This window comes from Oceanirhabdus seepicola (assembly GCF_023684385.1).
GTDB classification, from domain to species: Bacteria; Bacillota; Clostridia; order Clostridiales; family Clostridiaceae; genus Oceanirhabdus; species Oceanirhabdus seepicola.
Window position 1 is genome coordinate 505,376 of record NZ_JAGSOJ010000004.1, and the last position, 23,318, is coordinate 528,693.

General features: G+C 30.2%; 20 protein-coding genes. 2 read left to right on the plus strand and 18 right to left on the minus strand.

What is annotated here, in order from left to right; genetic code table 11:
• Positions 1-17 precede the first annotated feature (17 nt).
• A complete protein-coding gene (locus KDK92_RS19385; RefSeq protein ID WP_250861046.1) occupies positions 18-1,355 on the minus strand; it encodes a M28 family metallopeptidase in 1,338 nt (445 codons plus the stop codon).
• 608 nt (positions 1,356-1,963) lie between these two features.
• Between KDK92_RS19385 and KDK92_RS19390 the strand changes: the two genes are divergently transcribed.
• Positions 1,964-2,230 carry a hypothetical protein gene (locus KDK92_RS19390; RefSeq protein WP_250861047.1) on the plus strand — a complete coding sequence of 89 codons (267 nt, stop codon included), beginning with the start codon at positions 1,964-1,966 and terminating at the stop codon, positions 2,228-2,230.
• 188 nt (positions 2,231-2,418) lie between these two features.
• Here the strand turns inward: KDK92_RS19390 and KDK92_RS19395 are convergent, their stop codons facing one another.
• The 17 genes from KDK92_RS19395 to KDK92_RS19475 form a co-directional block, all read right to left on the minus strand.
• On the minus strand, positions 2,419-3,549 hold the full coding sequence (locus KDK92_RS19395; protein ID WP_250861048.1) for an aldo/keto reductase: 1,131 nt from the start codon (positions 3,547-3,549) through the stop codon (positions 2,419-2,421).
• A gap of 273 nt (positions 3,550-3,822) precedes the next feature.
• A complete protein-coding gene (locus tag KDK92_RS19400; RefSeq protein WP_250861049.1) occupies positions 3,823-4,086 on the minus strand; it encodes a FeoC-like transcriptional regulator in 264 nt (87 codons plus the stop codon).
• A gap of 233 nt (positions 4,087-4,319) precedes the next feature.
• On the minus strand, positions 4,320-4,970 hold the full coding sequence (locus KDK92_RS19405; protein WP_250861050.1) for a TVP38/TMEM64 family protein: 651 nt from the start codon (positions 4,968-4,970) through the stop codon (positions 4,320-4,322).
• A gap of 17 nt (positions 4,971-4,987) precedes the next feature.
• Positions 4,988-6,028 (minus strand): (Fe-S)-binding protein, encoded by a 1,041-nt coding sequence (locus tag KDK92_RS19410; protein WP_250861051.1) that lies wholly within the window; start codon positions 6,026-6,028, stop codon positions 4,988-4,990.
• A gap of 1 nt (position 6,029) precedes the next feature.
• Positions 6,030-6,728 carry a TVP38/TMEM64 family protein gene (locus KDK92_RS19415; RefSeq protein ID WP_250861052.1) on the minus strand — a complete coding sequence of 233 codons (699 nt, stop codon included), beginning with the start codon at positions 6,726-6,728 and terminating at the stop codon, positions 6,030-6,032.
• Positions 6,729-6,822: 94 nt separating this feature from the next.
• On the minus strand, positions 6,823-7,812 hold the full coding sequence (locus KDK92_RS19420; protein ID WP_250861053.1) for a sulfurtransferase: 990 nt from the start codon (positions 7,810-7,812) through the stop codon (positions 6,823-6,825).
• A gap of 134 nt (positions 7,813-7,946) precedes the next feature.
• Positions 7,947-8,531 (minus strand): CDP-alcohol phosphatidyltransferase family protein, encoded by a 585-nt coding sequence (locus KDK92_RS19425; RefSeq protein WP_250861054.1) that lies wholly within the window; start codon positions 8,529-8,531, stop codon positions 7,947-7,949.
• A 386-nt stretch (positions 8,532-8,917) separates the two neighbouring features.
• Entirely contained in the window at positions 8,918-10,120 is a 1,203-nt protein-coding gene (locus tag KDK92_RS19430) for a galactokinase (protein WP_250861055.1), read from the minus strand.
• Positions 10,121-10,189: 69 nt separating this feature from the next.
• Positions 10,190-11,248 carry a galactose/methyl galactoside ABC transporter permease MglC gene (mglC, locus tag KDK92_RS19435; RefSeq protein WP_250861056.1) on the minus strand — a complete coding sequence of 353 codons (1,059 nt, stop codon included), beginning with the start codon at positions 11,246-11,248 and terminating at the stop codon, positions 10,190-10,192.
• Positions 11,249-11,262: 14 nt separating this feature from the next.
• Positions 11,263-12,786, minus strand: coding sequence for a galactose/methyl galactoside ABC transporter ATP-binding protein MglA (mglA, locus tag KDK92_RS19440; protein WP_250861057.1), 1,524 nt, complete (start codon positions 12,784-12,786; stop codon positions 11,263-11,265).
• Between the two features lie 277 nt (positions 12,787-13,063).
• Complete coding sequence (gene mglB, locus KDK92_RS19445; RefSeq protein WP_250861058.1) at positions 13,064-14,098, minus strand: galactose/glucose ABC transporter substrate-binding protein MglB; 1,035 nt, start codon at positions 14,096-14,098, stop codon at positions 13,064-13,066.
• A gap of 348 nt (positions 14,099-14,446) precedes the next feature.
• Positions 14,447-15,469: a LacI family DNA-binding transcriptional regulator gene (locus tag KDK92_RS19450; RefSeq protein WP_250861059.1), complete on the minus strand. Its 1,023-nt coding sequence runs from the start codon at positions 15,467-15,469 to the stop codon at positions 14,447-14,449.
• Positions 15,470-15,726: 257 nt separating this feature from the next.
• Positions 15,727-16,197 carry a hypothetical protein gene (locus KDK92_RS19455; RefSeq protein ID WP_250861060.1) on the minus strand — a complete coding sequence of 157 codons (471 nt, stop codon included), beginning with the start codon at positions 16,195-16,197 and terminating at the stop codon, positions 15,727-15,729.
• Between the two features lie 496 nt (positions 16,198-16,693).
• Positions 16,694-17,263: a 5' nucleotidase, NT5C type gene (locus KDK92_RS19460; protein WP_250861061.1), complete on the minus strand. Its 570-nt coding sequence runs from the start codon at positions 17,261-17,263 to the stop codon at positions 16,694-16,696.
• A 58-nt stretch (positions 17,264-17,321) separates the two neighbouring features.
• Entirely contained in the window at positions 17,322-18,494 is a 1,173-nt protein-coding gene (locus tag KDK92_RS19465) for a hypothetical protein (RefSeq protein WP_250861062.1), read from the minus strand.
• Between the two features lie 210 nt (positions 18,495-18,704).
• A complete protein-coding gene (locus KDK92_RS19470) occupies positions 18,705-19,850 on the minus strand; it encodes an amidohydrolase (protein ID WP_250861063.1) in 1,146 nt (381 codons plus the stop codon).
• A 279-nt stretch (positions 19,851-20,129) separates the two neighbouring features.
• Positions 20,130-22,520, minus strand: coding sequence for a DUF5050 domain-containing protein (locus KDK92_RS19475; RefSeq protein WP_250861064.1), 2,391 nt, complete (start codon positions 22,518-22,520; stop codon positions 20,130-20,132).
• A gap of 223 nt (positions 22,521-22,743) precedes the next feature.
• On the opposite strand from KDK92_RS19475, the gene KDK92_RS19480 reads away from it, so the two are divergent.
• Positions 22,744-23,313, plus strand: coding sequence for an anti-sigma-I factor RsgI family protein (locus KDK92_RS19480; RefSeq protein WP_250861065.1), 570 nt, complete (start codon positions 22,744-22,746; stop codon positions 23,311-23,313).
• Positions 23,314-23,318: the final 5 nt, after the last annotated feature.

Below are 23,318 nucleotides of genomic sequence, written 5' to 3' on the forward strand. Positions count from 1 at the left end.
ATTATATTTTCCCTATATTACTTATAGCTCTCATCTTCAAATTTATAAATAAAATCCACTACAACATCACATATTTCTTTTAAATACTCATAGTCTACAAGTTCTGAACTATCATTAGGAGTATGGATTGACTCACCTTCATTAAAGAGATTTTCTTGAATTAAACTTATAGAGTACATTCCATCATAAGAAAAAGAACTATGATCGCTATTAGGTATCGATCCAGTGAAATTATCAATACTTTTTTTATCTAAAATACCCTTTATATCTTCCTTAAGTTTGTCATTCTTTGGACTATCTCCATGTATCCCCAATCTTTTACCATTTATTTTACCTACACAATCTATATTTATAACAATAATTTCTGAATATTTGCCTTTTATATGATTTGCAAATGCTTTACTTCCAAAAAGTCCAAATTCTTCACCATTAAATCCACAAATATAAGTATCATTTTCTAACTCTTTTCCATTAACTAATTGCTCAGCAATATTCAAGATAGCAACTGTTCCTGATCCATTATCAATTGCCCCCGGAAACATAATATCTCCATCCCAGCCCACATGATCAAAGTGCGCAGATATTATAAATGCCTTTTCTTTTTTCTTGCCTGGAATTCTTCCGATTACATTTTTAACAATGGAATCTCCCGTTTTGTATCTACTTTTAATTATTACTTCTTTTGCATTTTTCTCAAAAATTTCATCATATAACTCATCATCTATCTGAATATATGCAGCTCCCTTATGAGCGATTTGGGGCACTCCAAAAAAATCTTTTCTCTTTCTAAGTATGGCTTTTGTATTGCTTCTAAACATGTTTTTATTAATAGAATCATCATCTACCACGATTGCAATTTCACCTGTAGTTCTATTATCTAATTCTTTTTGATCCAAAACTAACTGACAATTCAAATCAACTTTTGATAACCTTATCTGATCAATATAGTCTTTACCATATTCACATATCTTCTCACTTCCATCTTCAAATATTACTTTCATATAATGTTCACTTCTGTCTGGAAAGTATACTTCTTGATTGAACTCATGATAATAATTACTTCCATCGAATGGTTTTATACCAATTTTTTCAAACCTCTTCATGAGGTATTTTCCTGCTTTTTCATTTCCCATTGTTCCAGTGAGTCTTCCCATAAACTCATCTGAAGTTAGCTTATTTAAATCTGTTTCAATAATTTTGATTTGCTCAAGATGACTTTTATTAACTTTTCCTACGTTCTCTTTTAATTTTATGGTTTCTATTGAGGTTTGAACAGAAAAATAGCTTTTTGATAATAACAATGTTACCATCATTAAAGTTAATAAAATCGGTAGTATAATTCTCTTTTTATTCATAATTTTCTCCTTTTACTGCATATTACTATTTATAATATTCTTTTATATATTTTATATTTGGTATAATTTCTTTAAAATTATGGAGAGAATATCAATATAGGTTATTTGACTATTTATTATTACCATTACTATTTGGAGTGATTATATTGAAATTATTTAATAAATCCCACTATAAATATTACGAAGAAAAAGAAGAAAATACAGTAAATATATCTAAATCAAAATTGATTAATATAGCTATTTCCACGTGTCTCTTCGTGTTTGGCATTTATTTATCAATATTATCTTTAGATTTATTTCTATATTTATTCAAGGATTTTATAACTTTACATATTTTCTTTCGTAAATTTTCTATAATGACACTATCTTTCATAGTATCTTTCTTACTTCAAATTCCTATGCTATGTTATTTGTTTTATTTTTTTTCCTATAGGTCACATTGCAACAAATAACTAGCAAGTATACTAAGGCACATTCAAATAAATAACTAGTCAGTATGCTAGTCTATTTTTTGTAACTTTATATTAACTAAATCTTCAAATTTTTATGATATAATATTAGTATACTTTCTAAATTATTAATATGAGTCTTTCAAGGAGTTGATATAAATGAAAAAAAATAATAAGAAAGAGTTAATAGCACTTGGTTTACTAGGTGTGGCTTCACTAGCACTAGGGGCATATTTATCAAAAAAAGAGAATCGAGAAAAAATCAAATCAGAATTTTCTAAAACTAATGAAGTCTTTAAGAATAAGCTAGACGAGATAGACTATAAATATAATATTATTCCATGTAATGAAGTTTACCAGTGGAATAGTGACGAGGACAAAATTAATGTAACTATACATAAAGAAGCTAAAGCGATTGATGAATAAAAGCTCACAGAAATGTGAGCTTTTAACTTATTAAAAAAGTTACAGTATATTGTTTTCGATCTATTTTCTTTCTTTAGAATTTCAGGCTAGTTGAAAAAGCCCACGATCAAGAAACAAGGCGAACGAGCAGCACAGAGAGCTTTATTGACGCCGAAATTGGGCTTTTTCAACTAGCCTGAAGCTTTTTATTATTTACCGAAAGTGTTTACTACTTCTCTAAGTTTTTCAGGTATATTAATATTTTGAGGACATTTCTCAATACATTGCCCACAACTAACACATTTAGATGCCTTTTTCTCATCACTAACAAATCTATTATACATTTTACCAACACCTTCAACATCATCAAACATAGATGCATCATTATAAAGTTCAAAACATGCTGGAATATTTACCCCTGCAGGACAAGGCATGCAATATTCGCAATCTGTACAACCAACCTTAATTTTTTGTTTATAATACCTATCAACATCTTTAAGAATGTCTAGATCTCCATCTGTCATATTATTGGCATGACCTTTATTACTCAAAATGATATTTTCTCTCACATGACTCATCTCAGACATACCACTTAATATAAGGCTCACTTCTGGAAAATTCCAAACATATCTCAATCCCCATTCAATAGGAGCTTTCTTTTCTTGTGATCTATTCATTATATCTTTTATAGGTTGAGATATATTGTTTACTATTCTTCCGCCTTTCAGTGGTTCCATAATAATAACATCAAGACCCTTACTTTTTGCATATTTCAATCCTTTAACACCTGCTTGATATTCTTCATCAAGGTAATTCAACTGTATCTGGCAAAATTCCCATGAATAATCATTTATGATATATTCAAAATCCTCATATTCTCCATGAAAAGAAAATCCTATATGCTTGACTTTCCTTTCTAATTTTATCTTATTTAGAAATTGGATTACTCCTAACTCCTTAAGTTTATCCCAACTATCTTTATCAAGAGCATGAACTAAATAAAAGTCAATATATTGAGTTTTTAATCTTTCTAATTGCCCTTCAATCATTTTTTCAAAATCTTCATGTGCTTTAATATACCATCCCGACAATTTAGTAGCTAATTTCACTTTTTCTCTATAACCATCTTGTAATGCTTCCCCAACTAATGGCTCACTCTTCTCTCCATGGTATGGTATTGCCGTATCAACATAATTAACCCCATTATCGATTGCATATCTCATCATTTCAATTGCTAAATCTTTATTGATATTCTTAGTATCATTATCTATAGTAGGAAACCTCATACATCCAAATCCAAGTATAGATACTTTTTCACCAACTAGTTTTCTATATAACATGGTATTTTCCCCCTTACTTCATATTCAAATTATAGAATTATATAATTAGATTATATCATATATAACCACCATATCCATATAATGTAGATATCGTATCAATCTATAAAAATAAAAGTGTACAAGGTACACTCAGGCTGCTGAAACTCTAAAGATTGAAAACAGAGTAAGAACAATATTTTGTAACTTATTCAATAAACCCCAAAGTGTACCTTGTATACTTTGGGGTTTGCGATGAATTTTATCTATAATACCTGTCAAGGTAATATACAACTTTTAAGCCAATGCCTTTTTTCCTTTATCTGTTACTTGGTAAAAATATATATCACTACTTCCACAACCACTTCCACAGCTACTTTTGCTTGAGCACTTAGCACATGCTGATGTATCACATGAAAGTGATGCTTTTCTTATGTAACCCATATTTATTAGGTTTTCTATCATCTGTTCAACTATAGCTTTATTTATATTCAATTTATTTGCAATCATTGTGATTGATGCTGTACCTTCATATATAGCTCTTAAAATTTTCATTAACATATTAAATACCTCTTCATTGCTATTGATAATTATTTTCAATTACAATTATAGCACCTTATTTCTATTGAATCAAGTGTATACTCCAAAATAAATGCATGCAACCCAATCGGTATGCATGCATTTATAACGTGTTCTAAACTACTACCCTATTTGCCTGTTAGCTCAAAGCTATCACATTACATATTATATTCAAATAATCAATAAAATAAACCTATTTTACGAACTTTTAAAATTTATATTTTTGACAACTTGTTTTTAAAAATAAATGATATTAAAAAAAGCAATACTAGCAGTATAATGGAGACTATGAATCCAAATGATGTGCAATCCATTATTTGTTCACCAATATTGTTGAAAATAAGTATTCCTGGTATGGTTCCTATTATAGTTCCAAATATATATTTCCTAAATTTTATGTTTGAAAGACCTGCTAAATAACTAACTATATCAAACGGAAACAGTGGTATTAATCTTAAAAGAAGAATCACCTCAACTCCCATCTTATCAGTATATTTCTTAGCTCCCTTGAACTTCTTATCCATAAGTTTATTAACAGCACTGTTCCCTATTGTTCTAGTGATAAAGAATGCTAATGTTCCTCCCATGAGTGCTCCAATCATTGTATATATACTGCCCCATACTATCCCAAAGGCAAGTCCACCACTAATTGCTAGTATTGAATCTGGGAATAATGTAAGTGGAACAACCGTAAATAAAACTATATACACTATTGGTGCCCAGACACCAAATGATTGTATATAATCTTTAAATTCCTCTGGATTAGAAAATTTGAATATATTAAGTTTATATAAAATAAACATAATAACTAATACTACACCACTTATTACTATCTCTTTTCTTTTCTCTTTAAGTTTTTTTCCCAAAATAAATTCCTCTACTTTTAAATGTTTTTATTAACAAATCTATTCTTCCATCTTTTAATAGTGTTGATCTTATCTTGTGCAAATTTATCGTTTATCTCATTATAGTTAAAAATAAAATCTAAAATATTGATAGCTTGACCACCACCAAAGTTTAATGCTTCAGCACATGATTGACAATAACATATAATATTTCTTCCTTGAGATTCCTCAACTCTATTTTTCATGTTCTTATGAGCTACATTGTCATTTATCAATCCAACCATTCCACCCGCTCCACAACATCTTGTTTTTTCTCTATTATACTCAAACTCACTATACTTTACTTTTAACTTGTCCAATAAAGCCCTTACGTTTCTTTGTGTTTTTATTTCATATCTCATGGAACATGGATCATGGAGAACAAATTCTATATTATTATTTTCATATACTCCATTAATCTCATGTGGTAATCCACATTCAACTAAAACATCCCAAAGTAATTCAACTTGAAACTCACTATTCCCTTTTAACACGTTATAACAATTTCCACAAGCAGTTATAATCCTTTTGGCTCCTGTATCTTTTATTCCTTTAATATATTTGTTAAAAGTTTTATTGAACAAGCCTTCATCTCCAAGATCTCTAGCTGGTTTCCCACAGCAATCTATCCATATTTCTGTTTTACCCAAATTATAACTTAAATGATCCTTTACCTTGTTCAAAATACTCCCACTGTATGACGCTAAACTACATCCAGGCAGAAATACTACATCACATTTCTTGCTTCCTTTAGATGTAAACAACTTGTTAGCAGTCCATTTCTGATAGTTCCTAGCTTTTCTAAGTTTTAAATAATATCCATCATTAAACACAACTTTGTTTCTCATATTGTAAAATTTATCCCCAAGATCAATATCTTTTGGACATACTTCCTTACATAGTCCACAAAGATTACATGAAAAACTCACATTTTTATCCACCTGATTCTCCAGAAGTATTTCTTTAGGTTTTACTTGAAAGTCCTGAAGCATGGTGCAGCTTTGCACACATCTATTACATCCTATACATTTTTCATGCATATTACTCATTATCCTTTAGTTTTACTTGTTTCTCATTGTACATCTTTCTACTCCAATAGATTAAAACACTTAGGGCAAAAATTAATGATAATCCTATAACAAAATACTTCATTCCTCCAACAAGAAAATTTCCTGCTATAGAATATATAATTGTTGCAGGTAATTGCCCTATTCCCGTTGCAATAAAGAAACTCCAGAAGCTAATTGAAGTAATACCCGCTACATAACTAACTATATCAAAAGATATAAATGGAAGTAGTCTAGCAATTAGAATTGCATACTTTCCATGCTTTTCAAAGAATTTTTCCATATCTTTAACTGGACCATTACCGTTCATTTTCTCAACGAAAACTCTACCAAATCCTCTAGCCAATAAGAAACAAATTACAGCTCCAGCCATAGAACTACACCATGATAATACCGCTCCCCACAACCATCCAAATATAGCTGCATTTGAAAATGTTATTAAAAATGCTGGAATAGGTGCCGCTAAAGATTGAACAATCATTGCTAGAAATGATATTACTGGTGCCCATACTCCAAAACTCTTTATATACTCTTTCACTTCAATAATATTTCCTGATGTAAGAGCCTTAACCATACTATTTACAAAAATATGAAATGGCTGAATAAATACATATAATAAAATAACTAAAAATATTATTGCAATTGTTATCATTAAATTTTTTAATGCCTTCATTTGTTCACCCCTTTGCTTTATCAAACCCAATTTTACTTCTTTGAATATATTTTGAAAGACTCCTTCACTCGGAGTCTTTCGAATTGTTGAAAAATTATTTTTCCATGTCTAGATTTTCATCTGCCGCCCATGTATAAATTGACTCATCATAGTTCTTAACATTTTCATATCCAATCATCTTAAGTACTACTGCCATATGAGCTGATCTGATTCCAGCTGTACAATATGTTACAATCTCATCTTCTCTATTTATGCCATTATCTCTCATAATTTTTTCAATTTCCTCAGGTGATTTCAACATACCTTTCTCATCAACAAGTGTATTGAATGGAATATTTATTGCGCCAGTAATATGTCCACCTCTAAGTTCACCATATTTTTGTGCCCCTTCATACTCAACCTTAGCTCTAGTATCAATTATTTTATAAGTACTTAGATTCTTAGCTAGGTCTTCTGTATTTATTGTTGATGATTTATCCTCATTAGTTATTTTAAACTCAACAGCTTCTTTAGAAACTCTATCAGTTGCCATATCTAATTTTAATGAATTCCAAGCCTTTACTCCCCCATCAAGAATTTTTGCATTCTCAATGCCTGCAACTTGAAGCATCCATACTATTCTTCCATCATCACCCCAGCTAGCTGTTGTATCACAGTAAGCTACCATAGTTTTATCATTATTTATTCCAAGTTCTCCAAGTTTTTTCTCTAATTCTTCTTTATCAAGAACTGTTCCCCATCCCTTATCAGAATTCTTACCTTCCATTTTTGACAAAGACTGCCAAGGCACACTTATAGCTCCCGGTATATGACCTTTAAGGTACGCTTTTTCCGCTCTAGCATCAATAACAACTATATTCTCATCGTTAATATTCTCACTTAACCATTGAGCATTAACTTTGTATTCTTCATTTATTAAGACATTCTCATTTTTTTCTTCTTTATTATTTTTATCTTCAATTTTATTTTGATTACCTACCTTATTACCTGTGTTATCTGCTTCTTTACTACCACAACCAACTAAAGCTCCAGCAATAATTGAGATTGATAATGCTACTGAAATTATCTTATTTATTTTTTTCATTTTATGTACTCCCCTTTACCTTCTCTTTTATCCTTTCTTAGTATAGCATGTGAACTAAGATAGTTTTAATAGAAAAAATCTATCCTAAGGGTTCCATCTATTAGATTATCAAATACATAATTTTATCACTATTTTCATTGAAGTATTTTCTTTCCTTCCTTCATTCTTTGCAGTGCAGTAAAAAGTATCATAACAGTAAATAAAATTGTAATAATTTCAACTTTATTTATAAATAGAATCATGAGCGTGAACATTATAAACCCCTCAGTTCTCTCTGCAAGACCTGCTTGATAATAGAAGGCTTTAACCCCTCTCTTTTCGGATAACGCCCCAACTGTTAAAAAAATTGTCATAGAAAGTATAATACTTAAACTCAAAAATACAAGGTATACTCTACTTCCCTCATGATTAAGTGCAATAGCTATAATTATACCCGCTTCAACCATTCTATCAAACACTATATCCATCAACGCTCCATAATCTGATGTTGTATTGGTTTTTCTAGCAATTTCCCCATCCACAGAATCCAAATATCCCGATAACCATAAAAGTCCTACTGCAATTATTCTTAAATTAAAAAATAATGCAACTCCTGATGAAATTCCTACAGCAAATGCTAATTTAGTAACCCCATTAGCATCCATTCCTATGTTTATAAATTTTTCAGCACCACTCACAATTACTCTTTTAGCATATTTTCTCCCGTACGTATCCAACATTTTTATCCTTCTCCCACCTTACCTATCGTCTGATACAAAATATCAGTCGCATCTTTGACTTGTTATTTATTTTCATATACCTTAATTATGTCCCCTTACCAAATTAATATTATGGTATTATGATCTTTTAATGTCAAGAACAATTTAAACAAGCACGGTAACCCGTGCTTGTTTAAATAAATTAAGAATTATGGATTAAATGCAATGTTTCATAATTTATGAAACGAGCAAAAGCCTATTGTCCAAAGGACAATAGGCTTTTGCTCGGAGAGAAATGTAAATCGTTGTCAACGATACACTGTCCACTCACCATAGTCTGTGTGTGCCTTCCAAATCACATTTAATCAACTTGTCTATTTCAAAGTAAACATTGCTTTTTATCTATTCTATTGCTCATATTCATAAGTTTCATGATTAATATCTACTTCTCTAGCTCCATCTCCAATAGATACCACATAAAAAGTTGCTTCATATCCTATAGATTCTTTATATCCTCTACCTACCACATCTATGAATTCATCTATCTTATTATTCTCAACAATATTTACAGTACATCCACCAAATCCAGCACCTGTCATTCTTGCACCTAAAGTCCCTTCATAATTCCATGCTAGTTCTGCCAAGGTATCTAACTCTTCTCCCGTTACCTCATAATCATCTCTTAGTGATTCATGAGACTCTTTCATAAATTTTCCAAAATCTTTGATCTTATTATTTTCAAGAGCTTTCACAGCTCTTATAGTTCTCCTATTCTCATAAACTGCATGTTTAGCCCTATTTCTGTCTATGTTATTAAGAATTAAATGTTTATTATTTTCAAATTGTTCTTCTGTCAATTCTCCTAATGATTTTATATTCAATTTCTCTTTTAATTGAATAAGAGCTCTATTGCATTCCTCTATTCTCTGATTATATTTTGATTCTGCTAGTCCTCTTTTTTTATTAGTATTTGCAATAACAATAGAGGCATCATCAAGTTGTAGAGTCGTATATTCATATTGTAATGTGTTGCAATCTAAAAGAACTGCCTTTCCCAGCTTACCCATTCCACTTGCAAACTGATCCATTATTCCGCAATTCACACCAATAAATTCATTTTCAGCCTTTTGACTTAGCTTAACCAAGGAAATCATATCCATATTAAAATTAAATATTTTATTAATAGCTACTGATGTAACTATTTCCACAGATGCCGAAGATGATAATCCTGCTGCATTAGGAATGTTTCCATAAAAAAACATATCCACACCATGCTCCATATTATACCCAGAATCAATAAACGTTTTTATTACTCCTTTGGGATAGTTCGCCCAATCGTGTTCTTTAGTATATACCAACTTATTTAGAGTAAATTCTATTACTCCTACATCACTGAGATTTTTTGAATATACTCTTACAGTATCATCATCTCTTTTTCTTGTAACAACATATGTTCCGAAACTTAAAGCACAAGGAAGTACGTGCCCTCCATTATAGTCTGTATGTTCTCCTATTAGATTCACACGTCCCGGAGCGAAGAAAATCCTACTTCCATATGCCTTTCCAAATGTTTTACTAAACTCATTTGTTAATCTTTTTAGCAAAGTCATAGCATCCTCTCCTTTTAATAATTCTGTAAAAATATAATTTCAAACCTTAATCCTACAAATTATTAATTTCTATTTTTTATTTATATATTTACGTGAATCAATTGCAACAGCGATTATAATAATCAACCCTTTAATTATAAATTGAAGGTATGGATTTACTCCTATAAATGATAATCCATAAGCTATAACTTGGAATATAAGAACACCTACTACAATACCTCCGACAGAACCTATCCCACCAGAAAATGATAGCCCCCCAACAATACAGGCCGATATTGCATCAAGCTCGTAGCCATTACCAGTATTGTTAGTTGCAGTACCGATACGTGCAGCTTCAAGAGATCCTGCTAATCCATACAACATACCTGCGAACATATACACTAACAAGAGATTTCTAACCACATTTACTCCTGATACTGCTGCTGCCTCCTGATTACCTCCTATGGCAAAGATATTCTTTCCAAACTTTGTCTTATTCCACAAAAACCAGACAAATATAATTATTACTATTGCATAAATAATTAACAAGGGTATATTAAAAGACCCTATATCTAGTGTCTCTTGCGCAAAATCTGTAAACCTTTTATCTAAACCTCCAATAGGCTGCGCACCATAAGGTGGACGGTCAAAATAAATAGAATTTATTCCGTATAAAATAACCATCATTCCCAAAGTAGCTATAAAAGGGTCTACTTTAAGTTTTGCTACTACAAATCCATTAATCAAACCAAAGATTCCACATATAATCATTACTAATAATATTGGTTGCCAAATAGGTAATCTTTGAAGCCCTGGATACATCCTATAAGCATACTCTGGAGATTGCAAAAGTGATGCGGATACTACCGCTGCCAACCCAATAGATCGCCCCAAAGAAAGATCTGTCCCTTTAGCAACTATTATTCCTCCAACCCCAAGGGCCATGATTACACGAGTAGATGATTGTGATAATATATTTCTAAAGTTAGTTAATGAAATAAAATCTGGTGAAATAACAACTATAACAATCAATAACCCTATCAAAACCAAAAATATAGCATTATTAATCATCCAATCTAATATCTCTTTGCCCTGTGAATTTTTTGAAGATTCTTTTTTATCTAAAACCCTATTTTTGAAGTTTGACATATCTCTTCCTCCTGCTATAAGTATTTAGCTGATAATTTCAGAATTTCTTCCTGTGTTGTTTCCTTTGTGTTAACAATTCCAGCTACTTTACCATTACTCATAACGAGCATTCTATCTGTAACCCCTAAAAGTTCTGACATTTCAGAAGATACCATTACAATTCCTTTTTCTTTTTTAGCTAATTCAATCATCAATTGATAAATCTCATATTTTGCTCCTACATCTATTCCCCTAGTAGGTTCATCAAGGAGTAGAATTTCTGGCTGTGTTAATAGCCATCTGCCTATAACCACCTTTTGCTGATTACCACCTGATAGAGATCCAATTGAAGTTTGAATATTAGGAGTTTTAACACTCATACTATCAACAACCCATTCAGTATCTCTTTTCATTTCTTCTTCACTCAAATACAAATTCCATTTAATATATTTATTTATATTAGCAATAATAGAATTAAACTTAATATCTAATTCCTCAAAAATACCAGTGGCTCTTCTTTCTTCCGTAACAAGTGCAAATCCATTCTTAATAGCCTCATAAGGATTCTTATTTCTTATTTTTTTACCATGTAAGTATATCTCTCCACTACTTATATGTCTCGCTCCAAATAAGGATTCAACAACATCAGTCCTTCTAGCTCCTACTAATCCTGCAACTCCTAATATTTCTCCTTTTCTGAGGGTAAATGAAACATCCTGAACAGATGGTTGATATGTAGCAGTCATATTTTTCACTTCTAAGATTACTTCTCCTGGTGTATTGATTTTCGCCGGAAAACGATCAGTCAAATCACGCCCAACCATATACCCTATTATCTGATCAGTAGTTAGGTTCTCTGCAGACTCTGTTGCAACCCACTTACCATCTCTAAGTACTGTTACTTCATCTGAAATTTGAAGAATCTCCTCCATTTTGTGAGAAATATAAATAATTCCTACACCTTTCTTTTTCAATGAATTGATAATCTTAAATAAATGACTAACCTCTTTTTCAGTTAATGAAGATGTTGGTTCGTCCATAACTATAATTTTTGAATTATATGAAACAGCTTTTGCAATTTCAACCATCTGACTTTCAGATACTGATAAATTCTCTATCTTCTTACGAGGATCTAATGGTATATCTAATTCTTTAAATATTTCAAGGGTATCTCTATACATCTTCCCTTCATCTATAACTAAAAACTTCTTCGGAAATCTCCCAAGCCAAATATTATCCATTATTGTTGTACTCTGAACTTGATTTAATTCTTGGTGTACCATAGAAACTCCACTATCCAACGCCTGTTTTGAAGATGTAAAGTTTACCTCTTTCCCATCAAAAAAAATTTGCCCTTCATCTTTTCTGTAAATTCCAAATAAACATTTCATTAAAGTAGACTTTCCTGCACCATTTTCCCCCATGAGAGCATGTACACTTCCTTCTCGCACAGTCAACTTTACCTTATCTAATGCTTTTACTCCTGGGAATTCCTTTGAAATATCTATCATTTTCAATAAAACATTATCATTTGAACCATTTATATGAACACTTTCCATATACAAGCATCCTTCCTTGCTTTCTATAATATCAAAGCTTAATAATTTTAAAAAAAATAAAAATTAAGATGCATATCTATCTAAGGCATATTCAAATACATAACTAGTCATAGGTTTATGGTGTATATCTTTGACTTGTTATTTATTTTCATATGCTTAAATTTGCATCTTATACTCTTCATAATCTAATTAGATAAATATTGTAATTATACATGTTCAATAATACTTTGATTTTTGAACATGTATAATTAAATTCTAATTACTTATAAGCTAATAATTACTCAGAGTAACAATCCTTAGCTATTTGAATATTGTCAAGTGTAATTGGTACATATGGTACACGTACAGCTTTATTCTCATCAAGCTTCCATTCAGTACCTTCTAATACCGCTTCACCTTTTGCAACATTTAAAACCAACTCAAGTGTAGCTTTACCTTGGTTTGCAGCGTCATTAAGTACACTTCCTACCAAAATCCCGTCTTCTATTTTTGTAAGTGCATCTGGAATTGCATCAACACCAACTACAGGCATAAATTTATCTCCACTAAAGTATCCTTCAGCTTGTAATGAACTAATTGCGCCCAATGCCATTGCATCATTATTTGCAACAACATACTCTATAGAATCCCCATGTTTAGCTAACCATGCATCCATTAATTCTTTTGCTTTTACTGAATCCCACATACCTGTTTGAAGTTCTAACTCTTCAACTTGGATTCCTTTATCAACAACAGTTTCCATTGAATATTTTGTACGAGCCTCTGCATCTGGATGTCCTGGCTCCCCTTTTAATAATACATATTGTATTTTTCCATCTCCATTCTTGTCCCACTCAGGATGAGCCTTCCAAGAATCAAATATTAATTCCCCTTGAATTACTCCTGATTCAGCTGAATTTGTTCCTACATACCAACAATCAGCATAAGAAGCCATATCCTCAACACTTGGTTCTTTGTTAAAGAATACAACTGGCATATCTGCCTCTTTAGCCTTTGATATTATTGTAGCCGCAGCTTGTGGATCAACAAGATTAATAGCCAATGCTTTAACCCCTTTTGATATCATCATCTCAACCTGTTCATTTTGTTTAGCTTGGTCATTTTGAGAATTGTTAAAAATCAACTCTGCCTTGTCTTCTGCATTTTTTGAAATAGCTCTACGTACAAAAGACATAAAGTTATCATCGTATTTATAGATTGTAACACCTACCTTCGGAGTTGCCTCCGCATCTGCACTTTTATTCTTATTACCACATCCTATAAGCGATACTGATAATAATAAAACAAGTAATAACGATACTACTTTTTTCATGTCTGACCCCCCATTATATTCATTATCTAAAAGGAAATTTATTCCTTTGACTCGATTTTACTAAAAATTTACCTAATTGTCAATATATTCTGACAACTCACACTTACATCTTTTCCATAATTTATTGGTACGCAATATATATATATTATATTTTTCAAAGATTTATACTAAGTTATTTAAGTTCTTTCATACTCATGTATTATATATTATTAGTATATTATCTATAATTTCATCTTACTCTTATTTTTTTGCCTATATTTTTACTTACTAAACACAAATAAAAACGAGATATCTCAAAATAATTTAGAAAATCATTTTGAGATATCTCGTTTTTATTAATATACCTTTTTACTTAATTTCCTTACAACTTTCTCTTAATACCATGTTCGTTGGTACAACTACTTTCTTAGGAATCTCCCTATTATCATTAATTCGCTCAATTAATAATTCAACAGCAGTACTTCCCATGAACTCTGTGTAAACTCGAATAGTTGTAAGGGGTGGAACTAAATATTTAGCTGTTGGTATATCATTAAAACCAATAATGCTCACATCTTTGGGAACACTAATTCCAGACTCATACAGTGCTCGCAAAGCTCCTATTGCCATAGAATCGCTACCAACAAAAAAAGCAGTAGGAAGGTCTCCTTCATCAATAGCCTTTTTCATAAGCTTATATCCATCCTCAGCGGTAAATTGTCCAATATAAATATAATCTGATTTTAGAACACCTTTTTCTTTCATATACTGCTGGAATATAAATTCTCTCTCATCTTTTATAACCACTTTATCATTTCCAACGTATTCCAATCCACCGATATATCCTATATTCGTATGTCCAAGTTTACTTAAATAATCTAACCCATCTAACACTGCAGCTTTAAAATCTATCACTACGGAATCATATTTCTTAACATTAGGAGAATAATCTACAAAGGTAATATTATTACAACGCTTAGCAAATCCCTCAGCATCCTCGTTGCTGAATTTTCCTATTGCTACAACACCATCAAATCTTCTTAATTCATTGATTGTATACTTATCGCTATTTTTGAATATCATAGTAATTTGGATATTTTTCTCAGCAGAATATTTTTCAATTCCCTTTCTTATAGATAAATAATATGGATCCTCCAACTCTTCATCTTGAGAATACCAATGCAATACTCCAATTTTTATACTCTTATCCATATTTCTATAATTACCTTTATTTCGTTGTTTTGGCGTTCTATAATCTAAGTCTTCAGCTACTTCAAAAATACGTTTTCTTGTTTCATTAGTTACCGAAATACTTCCATCATAATTTAAAACTCTTGATACAGTAGATAAAGATACATTTGTTAGTTTTGCAATATCTTTTAATGTTGCCATAAGTATTCCCTTCCTAAAACCTCAATGGATTTATAAATAATAATACATCAAATTAAACAATTCTATTCAAACCAAAATACGTACTTCACGAGCATTTCTAGAGAAGACCATATTTCCTTTCGAAGTAATTTTACTTCTCAGCACCCTTCTTAAATATGATTTTAGTAAATTTTTAGTATAATGTCAATATTGTTAATTATATCCATTTTTCTGGTAGAGAAATATTTTTTTACATTTCATGATTCTAGTTATAACCATTAATATTTTAAATTGTTAAAAAAGTTGTACATTTTTTCTACACTGCTTCTTCGCTCTTGCAACGTATCTGATAACAATTTAACTTTCTCTTTATATTCTTGTTCTAATATTTCTAATTCCTCATTTGACAATCCCTCTTCACCCATCATTTCATTTATAATATCCAATTCTTCTCTGATATCAGGAATAGCTATTTTATTATATTTATCAATCATTGATTCAATCATATAATCATGTTTTCCTGTTGTATACGCTTCTTTTCCCTCCTCATCTATTTCAATTTGATGAACATCTTCTAATCCACTTTTTAAATCATTAATTTTACTTTTAATATCATTAATCTCTTCAAATATTTCTTTTTCTTCAAACTCTTCATATAAATCTTTTTCATCCATATACTTAATCTGCTTAAGTTGCTGCTCTTGTTTCATCAGTTTAATTCTAATAGCCTTTGATATAATATCTTTCATAATAACTCATCACCTAAAATATTAAATTTTAAAAATCATATTATAGATAAATCTACGAAGTAGTTTATCTATAATATAGTCTATAATCACAGTAGTATATTTATGAAAACAAATAAATACATTAATAACTAACTTGTTTTTCTTTAATTTTTTTAAAGTTGATACATAAAGTTTTTGAAAATGATAATAATATTAGTATCGGAGATGTATTGAATACTCTCAAAGATGATTATAGTGAAGTTAGTATGATTCGCTTAAAAATAATCTTCTTTGTATTTAATATATTTACCGTTTGCTTGGGATTGTTTTCCCAAGCTTTATTTTTGCAATAAAAAAGGCTCGTTTCACGCGCTTCGCTAGGGAACTCTTATAAGCTGGATTACATGTGCTAATTTATTAAGAAAATTTTTAAATTTCCTTAATAAAAAAAACTTGTTCAAAACCAAACCTTAATAGGTTGGTTCTATGAACAAGTTATTCTATATTGTTTTCGTTCTTATGCATATTTCTTTTCTTTACTAATCATATGAATTTCTTCTTTAATTTCTGTCCAATCAGTTACCCTCTTAATATTGTTATTTAGAGCATGTCTATTATAATAACAATCTATAAGTAACACTCTGATACCACTTTGTGATAATTCAATTGCATTTTCATATCTATCCTCAATGAAAAGATCACACTTAAGTTCCATTGCTTTTTTTACCTTATTATGACTTCCCAACATAAATAGCTGCCCTTTAGGAAGCCCAGTCTTCTGGAACCATTCCTCTGTTATCTTTTTAAGTGAACTATCTCTAGCTGTTACATAATAAATATTATGCTCATGTGCTATGTTCTCTAAAACTTGTTTAGCATTTTCTCTAATAACAGCATTTCCATGAATTTCATCACTGTAAGTTCTATAAAAATCTTCAAACTGTTCTTCTGTAACTTTTGCCACTTTACACAAATCATAGTATATTATATCCTCATCTACAAGATTTAAATTAAAGTGTTCATTCATGTAATTTACCCAATAATATGCATTAGTAATTGTTCCATCAATATCTATACAAATATTCATCTCATACCTCATATATTTAATATTTCAAATTAGGCACATTCAAATAAGTAACTAGTCACTATGCCTTACAGTATTCCATCATACCCCAAAATAATTCCTCTACACCTTTATGCCAATTAGGATCATCTGCATATAATCTATTTATCCATTTAAAGATATTTTGACCCTCAATAGCGCCTTTACCAAGATTAATTACAGTTCTAGCTGCAATCTCACTGGAATCTTTAATATTCGTATTATAATGTCTCCAACTAATAAACACATTAAATGGATTATTAACTATTTTATTAGCATCATCATTCTCCCTTGGTACAAATCCTTGTTCTTGTCCTGTAATTGCAAAAAGGATTAAGGGGTTTAAATTGAACTCCTTTGATGTTTGTATTATATCATAAAAATACTCATCTTCTATTAACAAAGAGTTACGTTTACTTAAATATTCTTTTAGTTTCATCTCATCAATTTCAATATAATCGAAATAATCTGGTAAAAATGGATGACAAGCTAATATATCATAATTAACCTTAGCTTTTTCCAATTCCATTGAATATACTCCATATTCTTCAGCAAGATTACTTCTGTATTCTTTTTGAGTCAGTCCCCCATTGCTCTCTGCTATACCAACACTCTCATTAAACATATAAAATGCCCCTGTCATTATCAAAATCGCTATAAAGCTACGTCTAGCGATTTTATAGACCTCTTCAGCAGTTAGAGTAGTTAAAAATCCTTTAATAGCTCTCATAAGGTCACTAGTGCTTTTTACGACCACATGAGGAATAGTCACCAACTCCTCCTGGTGTGTTTCAGTTTGCACAACTGAATAATCTCCTAGATAGTCTATACCCTTAATATTATCCAAGAATTCCACTACTTCGTCCTTATGAACCGTGTAATCGACGCTATTCTCAATCCAATTTCCAATTTCCTTAATTGAACTTGATTGCTTATCGATAATGTTACTACAAACCTTGAGAACATCATATTTAGTTATATCATTCCCTTTATTAGTAATAGCTTGTTCAATTACACCGTTTATAACATCATCTTTTTCAGTTATGTTCAACTCTTCTAATTCCTTATTAACAACTTTATTAAGCGCATCTTTAATAATACTAGTGTTAACAGAGTCAGTGTTATTGGGATATTTAGTTTTAATATACTTGTCCACTTTAGTCACGACTTTCTTATCCACTAAAGTAGCTTGTTTTAACTTCTCAAAATAATACATAATAATCCTCTTCTTCTTCAATCTTCGCTACAATTACACTATTATACATGTAAAAATCAAAAAGTCAAATTTTTAACACTTTTTTAATCATTTATTTACTATTTATTAATATTCAGCTCTTGATTTTACAATAAATTCGTATTATATATACAAAGGTATTTTCTCTCTTATTTAGGCATATATAAATAAATAACTAGTCAGTATGCTAGTCTATTTTTCTAAAAAATCTAAGGCATATTGCATATATAATTTAGCCCCTTTTTCAAGGTTACTCTCTTCTATATCAAACCTTGGATTATGATGGGGATAGTTCTCTTCTTTTTTTGCTCCTAAGAAGGCTAATACCGATGGTACTTTTTTTGCAAATAACGAAAAGTCTTCTCCTGCTGTAAGCTTTCTCATAGAAATCAAACTTTCCTTTCCAAAAAGCTTTTTCACACTTTCTTCAGCAATTTTACTACACTTACCATCATTAACGACTGGTGGTGGACCATATATATATTCCATTTCAACATGAACACCGTACATTTCCCCTGTAGCTTTTATAATTCTCTCAATTGAATTCTTTATCTTAATTCTGGTTTCCTGATTAAAAGCTCTTACTGTTCCACTGAGCAAAGCATCTTCAGCAATTATATTATATTTTGAACCTGATTTCAGCTCCCCTATAGTCACTACCCCGGATTCAAGAGGACTTATTTCTCTACTAACAACTGTCTGTAAACTCATAACCATAGATGCTGCTGCAACTAACGCATCTTTTCCTTCTTGAGGTAAAGAGCCATGACACCCTATTCCTTTTATGTTTATCTTAAAAATATCTGGTGATGCCATTCTCTCCCCTTCATCAACTGATATTTTACCATTCTCAAGCATAGACCATATATGTATTGCAAACGCACCATCTACGCCATCTAAAACTCCCTGTGAGATCATTTCCTGGGCACCTTCACCGCACTCTTCTGCTGGTTGAAATACAATCCTTACGCTGCCCTTAATAAACTCTCTGTTATCATTAAGAAGCTTTGTGGCACCAAGTAACATAGCAATATGGGCATCATGGCCACACGCATGCATAACTCCCGTATTCACTGATTTAAAGTCAAACTCATTTTTTTCAATCAATTCTAAGGCATCCATATCCCCTCTCAGTAATACCCTTTTATCACCAACACTACCATTTATATCAACAACCACACCTGTTGATGCACACTCCTTAAATTCTATACCCAGTTTTGTCAATTCTTCTTTTATCCTCTTACTTGTTTCATACTCTTTCCAACTAACTTCAGGATATTTATGGAATTCTCTTCTTAAATCAATTAAATATTTATCAAATCCTTTTTCAATTCTCATAGATTCACCTCACTCTATGCCTAGTAATACTTACTCCTCAACCTCTCTTTTTTATACGCTTGAATTTTATTTTCAAATCACACTTTAGATATATTATACCATAATTATACATTTATACAGCAATCTTTTTTACAAATATTTCAAATAAAAAAAGCACGGCCATCCGCGCTTAAAAACAAATTGAGAATTAATAATGGAAAATGAATGTAGATTCTGACAAGAGTCAGAACCTACATTCTCCATTTCCCATTCTCGATTATCTTTTTATCTTTTCAATTTTTATCCTTCATATGGAAGTTTCATACTTCCATCTTTCTTTACCTTGTAATAATTCCCATCATATATATTCTTATATGTGATCCACTCACCTTTACTCTTAAGTTCTTTTGAAGCTTCGTTATTTATCCTTATGGCTCCTAAACCATCTTTATTTACTCGATAGATGTGTCCTCCAATTCCACTACTAAAGAAAATCCAATCATCCTCAATCAAAAATTCTAAAATACTTTCATTAGTAAGTTTTGTATTCTCTGTTCCATCAATCTTTATTTTATACAATCTAAAACTATCTTCTATATTGAGATAATATAACCATTTTCCATCTTTTACTGGAATAATCATCTTTCTGAAATAACTAAATTCTTTATTATTTAAGGCTCCAAACTTCTCCTTATCCCAAGTATGATTATTATCAATTACTGCATCATCTACTAGAAAATATGCATAACTAACCTTACCTTTCTTATCTGGTATAGGATCATTCCATGTTGGATCTAAATGATATTCTTTACCATCAATTTTAACAACATTCCATATGTGACTTTGGGTACGATTTTTTATTTGCGTTTCTCCTGTTATAACCCTGTTTGGTATTCCGAGTAAATCTAGGAACACTTTCATCCCATCTGCATAACCTTGGCAAACAGCTAAATTATCAATTAGAAGTCCATAAAGGTTAAACGAGTCTGAGTCTTTTGGTATTTTTTCATCTACAAAAATAGCCGTATTATATTCTGCATTCTTTACTATATAATCATTTAATATAATTAATTTTTCAAGATCAGTCATATTTTCGTCAATATTTTCTTTGATTACTTCAAGGGCTTTCATATAAGCCTTTTCAATTTTATCGTCATCAATATATAATAGAAAATCCTTTGCCACGGAATCAGATAGTTCTTCAAATGTCTTAACCATCGTGTATTTTTGAGAATTGTTCTTATTGTTTATCTCATCTTTTACTATTATAGGTTCTATTCTCGTCCCAGCTTTATTTACTTCTTGTCCAGTTCTCATAGCCAACTCAATTTCATTCTTATTAACTGCATCCAAATATAATAGATACACACCTTGTTCTTCAGGAACCCATTTAATAGTATCTTGATATACATCATTAACATCAATCCACGTATTTCTATTCACATCTAAAACCCTAAGCTTATACATGTAATCTACATTAAAAGAGTCAAGAAACTCTAACATCTCAATACCATTAATTGTGATTTCTTTTCCAGTTTTGTATATCTTATTTTTCTTAATAATATTGCTATCAAAATATTCATCTGGTTTTTCAGGCTTTGCTTGTATACTAAAATGTTTTCCGTCTGATGTTGTATACCCCTCATCATCATACATTGTTCTTGCCCATACCCATAACTTATAATCTCCAAAACCAATATTCTTATCTATTTCAAGTTCATAAACTTCATCTTCATCTATGAATTCACTATATCCATCAGTAATTTCAAAATATTTTCCCTCCTCAGGAAAAACAAATGCTCTATACTGAAATCTATCACTACCTGAAGATTTAATATAAAACTTTAATTTATCTTTATAAATTATTGGATCATGGGAAGGTATAATATAGTCTATTTTGGCTTTTTCTTTTCCACCTAAAATTTTTACAGGTATGATTACCCATCTATCAAACTTTTTCTTACTTTCATTACTTTTAATCCATAAATCTAAAAAATACATTCCATCTTTCTCTGGTTTCCAAGTTATATCTTTTCTATATTCTTCATCATCTATTATCCAATTATTTCTTTCAATATCGTAAACATGTAATTTATATAGTTCCCCTTCTTTATTCTTAATCTTTATATTATCTCCAATCAAATTATCTTTGTTGAAAATATACTCTAAAAGACCTTCATCTACTACTTTCCCCTCTTCAACTATACCATTTTTATCATATACGTTTTTAATATTTCCAATTCTTTCATTGTCTACTTCATAAATATTATCTGCTTTAATACCCCTCTTTATATTAATTTTTATGTCTAGTTCATAATCATCTGCTTGGCTATGATTATCTTTCTCCTGTATGTATACTTTTAAACTCTTGTCATCAAGAGTATATTCCTCTTCAAATTTCAGATTATAAACATCGTCTTCTTGAATAAATGCTTTATAATCATCAGTTAACATTCTTATATTTCCCTTATTATCAATTATTTCTACTTTGAAAACAGGTTCAGAATATCCACTAATCACAAATATCAATTCGATTTTTTCACCCTGTATCAATGGATAATGCAAAACTCCTCCATTCACCTTAGTATCCGTATATGCGAATACATTGGAATAAGTATGAAAGAAAATTATCCCCAATAAAATAAAGGCAATACTAAATTTTTGTATATACACCTTATTGCTTTTTCCCATCAAATGCCACCTTTATATTTTTCCTTTAAACTTAATATGTATTTGTTGCTTATGCATATATATATATTGCATAATAATATTCATTTACTATATAATCATATTATACCAGTAATTAAGGACATAAATATTAAAATTTTATTAAATGTATATATTTTCTATATGCCATTATATATACGGAATTTTAGTAAAAAAAGTTATAATAATTTTTTAGATGGAGAATTTTATGAAGAAATCAGGTAAAGTAACGAATGTAAAGCGCAGTAAAGTATATATTTTAACCCCTGAAAATGAATTTGCAATAGTAAAGATGAACTCTATTACTCCAGTTAAGGGTGAAATGTATACAGGATATGAATTCTACGAGATGCATAAAGGCTTAAAATTATTGATTTTTTTTATTCTGATTATGGGACTAGCTTTAAGCATATATTTCATGAAATATACTAAAACTAGTACTTCATTCATAATAAATATGAATGCAGAGTTTAAAATACACGTGAATAAAGATAATAAGGTTGTTGAAATTGAAGGTTTAAACTCTAAAGGAAGAAGTATATTAAATACCTCTAGTTTCTTTAATAAAAATTACGATGATACTCTTATCAGATTGTATAATATCTGCACGGCAAAAGATTATTTTTCAAATGACTACCTTTCAAAAAAACCCTATATAATCATATACATTAATGGACATAGTAAAAATATTAATCTTGATTTTTCTTCATTTGAAGAGTATATAAATTATCGAAATCTTGATTTAATAATAAACCAAAATGGAAAAAGCAATAAATAATCTAT

Bases quoted from the DNA above. Each gene is read 5' to 3' on its own strand.
- mglA (WP_250861057.1), bottom strand. From the start codon at position 12,786: ATGGAAAGTGTTCATATAAATGGTTCAAATGATAATGTTTTATTGAAA.
- mglC (WP_250861056.1), bottom strand. From the start codon at position 11,248: ATGTCAAACTTCAAAAATAGGGTTTTAGATAAAAAAGAATCTTCAAAA.
- KDK92_RS19475 (WP_250861064.1), bottom strand. From the start codon at position 22,520: ATGGGAAAAAGCAATAAGGTGTATATACAAAAATTTAGTATTGCCTTT.
- mglB (WP_250861058.1), bottom strand. From the start codon at position 14,098: ATGAAAAAAGTAGTATCGTTATTACTTGTTTTATTATTATCAGTATCG.
- KDK92_RS19385 (WP_250861046.1), bottom strand. From the start codon at position 1,355: ATGAATAAAAAGAGAATTATACTACCGATTTTATTAACTTTAATGATG.
- KDK92_RS19460 (WP_250861061.1), bottom strand. From the start codon at position 17,263: ATGAATATTTGTATAGATATTGATGGAACAATTACTAATGCATATTAT.
- KDK92_RS19430 (WP_250861055.1), bottom strand. From the start codon at position 10,120: ATGACTTTGCTAAAAAGATTAACAAATGAGTTTAGTAAAACATTTGGA.
- KDK92_RS19465 (WP_250861062.1), bottom strand. From the start codon at position 18,494: ATGTATTATTTTGAGAAGTTAAAACAAGCTACTTTAGTGGATAAGAAA.
- KDK92_RS19480 (WP_250861065.1), top strand. From the start codon at position 22,744: ATGAAGAAATCAGGTAAAGTAACGAATGTAAAGCGCAGTAAAGTATAT.
- KDK92_RS19410 (WP_250861051.1), bottom strand. From the start codon at position 6,028: ATGCATGAAAAATGTATAGGATGTAATAGATGTGTGCAAAGCTGCACC.
- KDK92_RS19395 (WP_250861048.1), bottom strand. From the start codon at position 3,549: ATGTTATATAGAAAACTAGTTGGTGAAAAAGTATCTATACTTGGATTT.
- KDK92_RS19455 (WP_250861060.1), bottom strand. From the start codon at position 16,197: ATGAAAGATATTATATCAAAGGCTATTAGAATTAAACTGATGAAACAA.
- KDK92_RS19390 (WP_250861047.1), top strand. From the start codon at position 1,964: ATGAAAAAAAATAATAAGAAAGAGTTAATAGCACTTGGTTTACTAGGT.
- KDK92_RS19425 (WP_250861054.1), bottom strand. From the start codon at position 8,531: ATGTTGGATACGTACGGGAGAAAATATGCTAAAAGAGTAATTGTGAGT.
- KDK92_RS19415 (WP_250861052.1), bottom strand. From the start codon at position 6,728: ATGAAGGCATTAAAAAATTTAATGATAACAATTGCAATAATATTTTTA.
- KDK92_RS19420 (WP_250861053.1), bottom strand. From the start codon at position 7,812: ATGAAAAAAATAAATAAGATAATTTCAGTAGCATTATCAATCTCAATT.
- KDK92_RS19400 (WP_250861049.1), bottom strand. From the start codon at position 4,086: ATGTTAATGAAAATTTTAAGAGCTATATATGAAGGTACAGCATCAATC.
- KDK92_RS19450 (WP_250861059.1), bottom strand. From the start codon at position 15,469: ATGGCAACATTAAAAGATATTGCAAAACTAACAAATGTATCTTTATCT.
- KDK92_RS19470 (WP_250861063.1), bottom strand. From the start codon at position 19,850: ATGAGAATTGAAAAAGGATTTGATAAATATTTAATTGATTTAAGAAGA.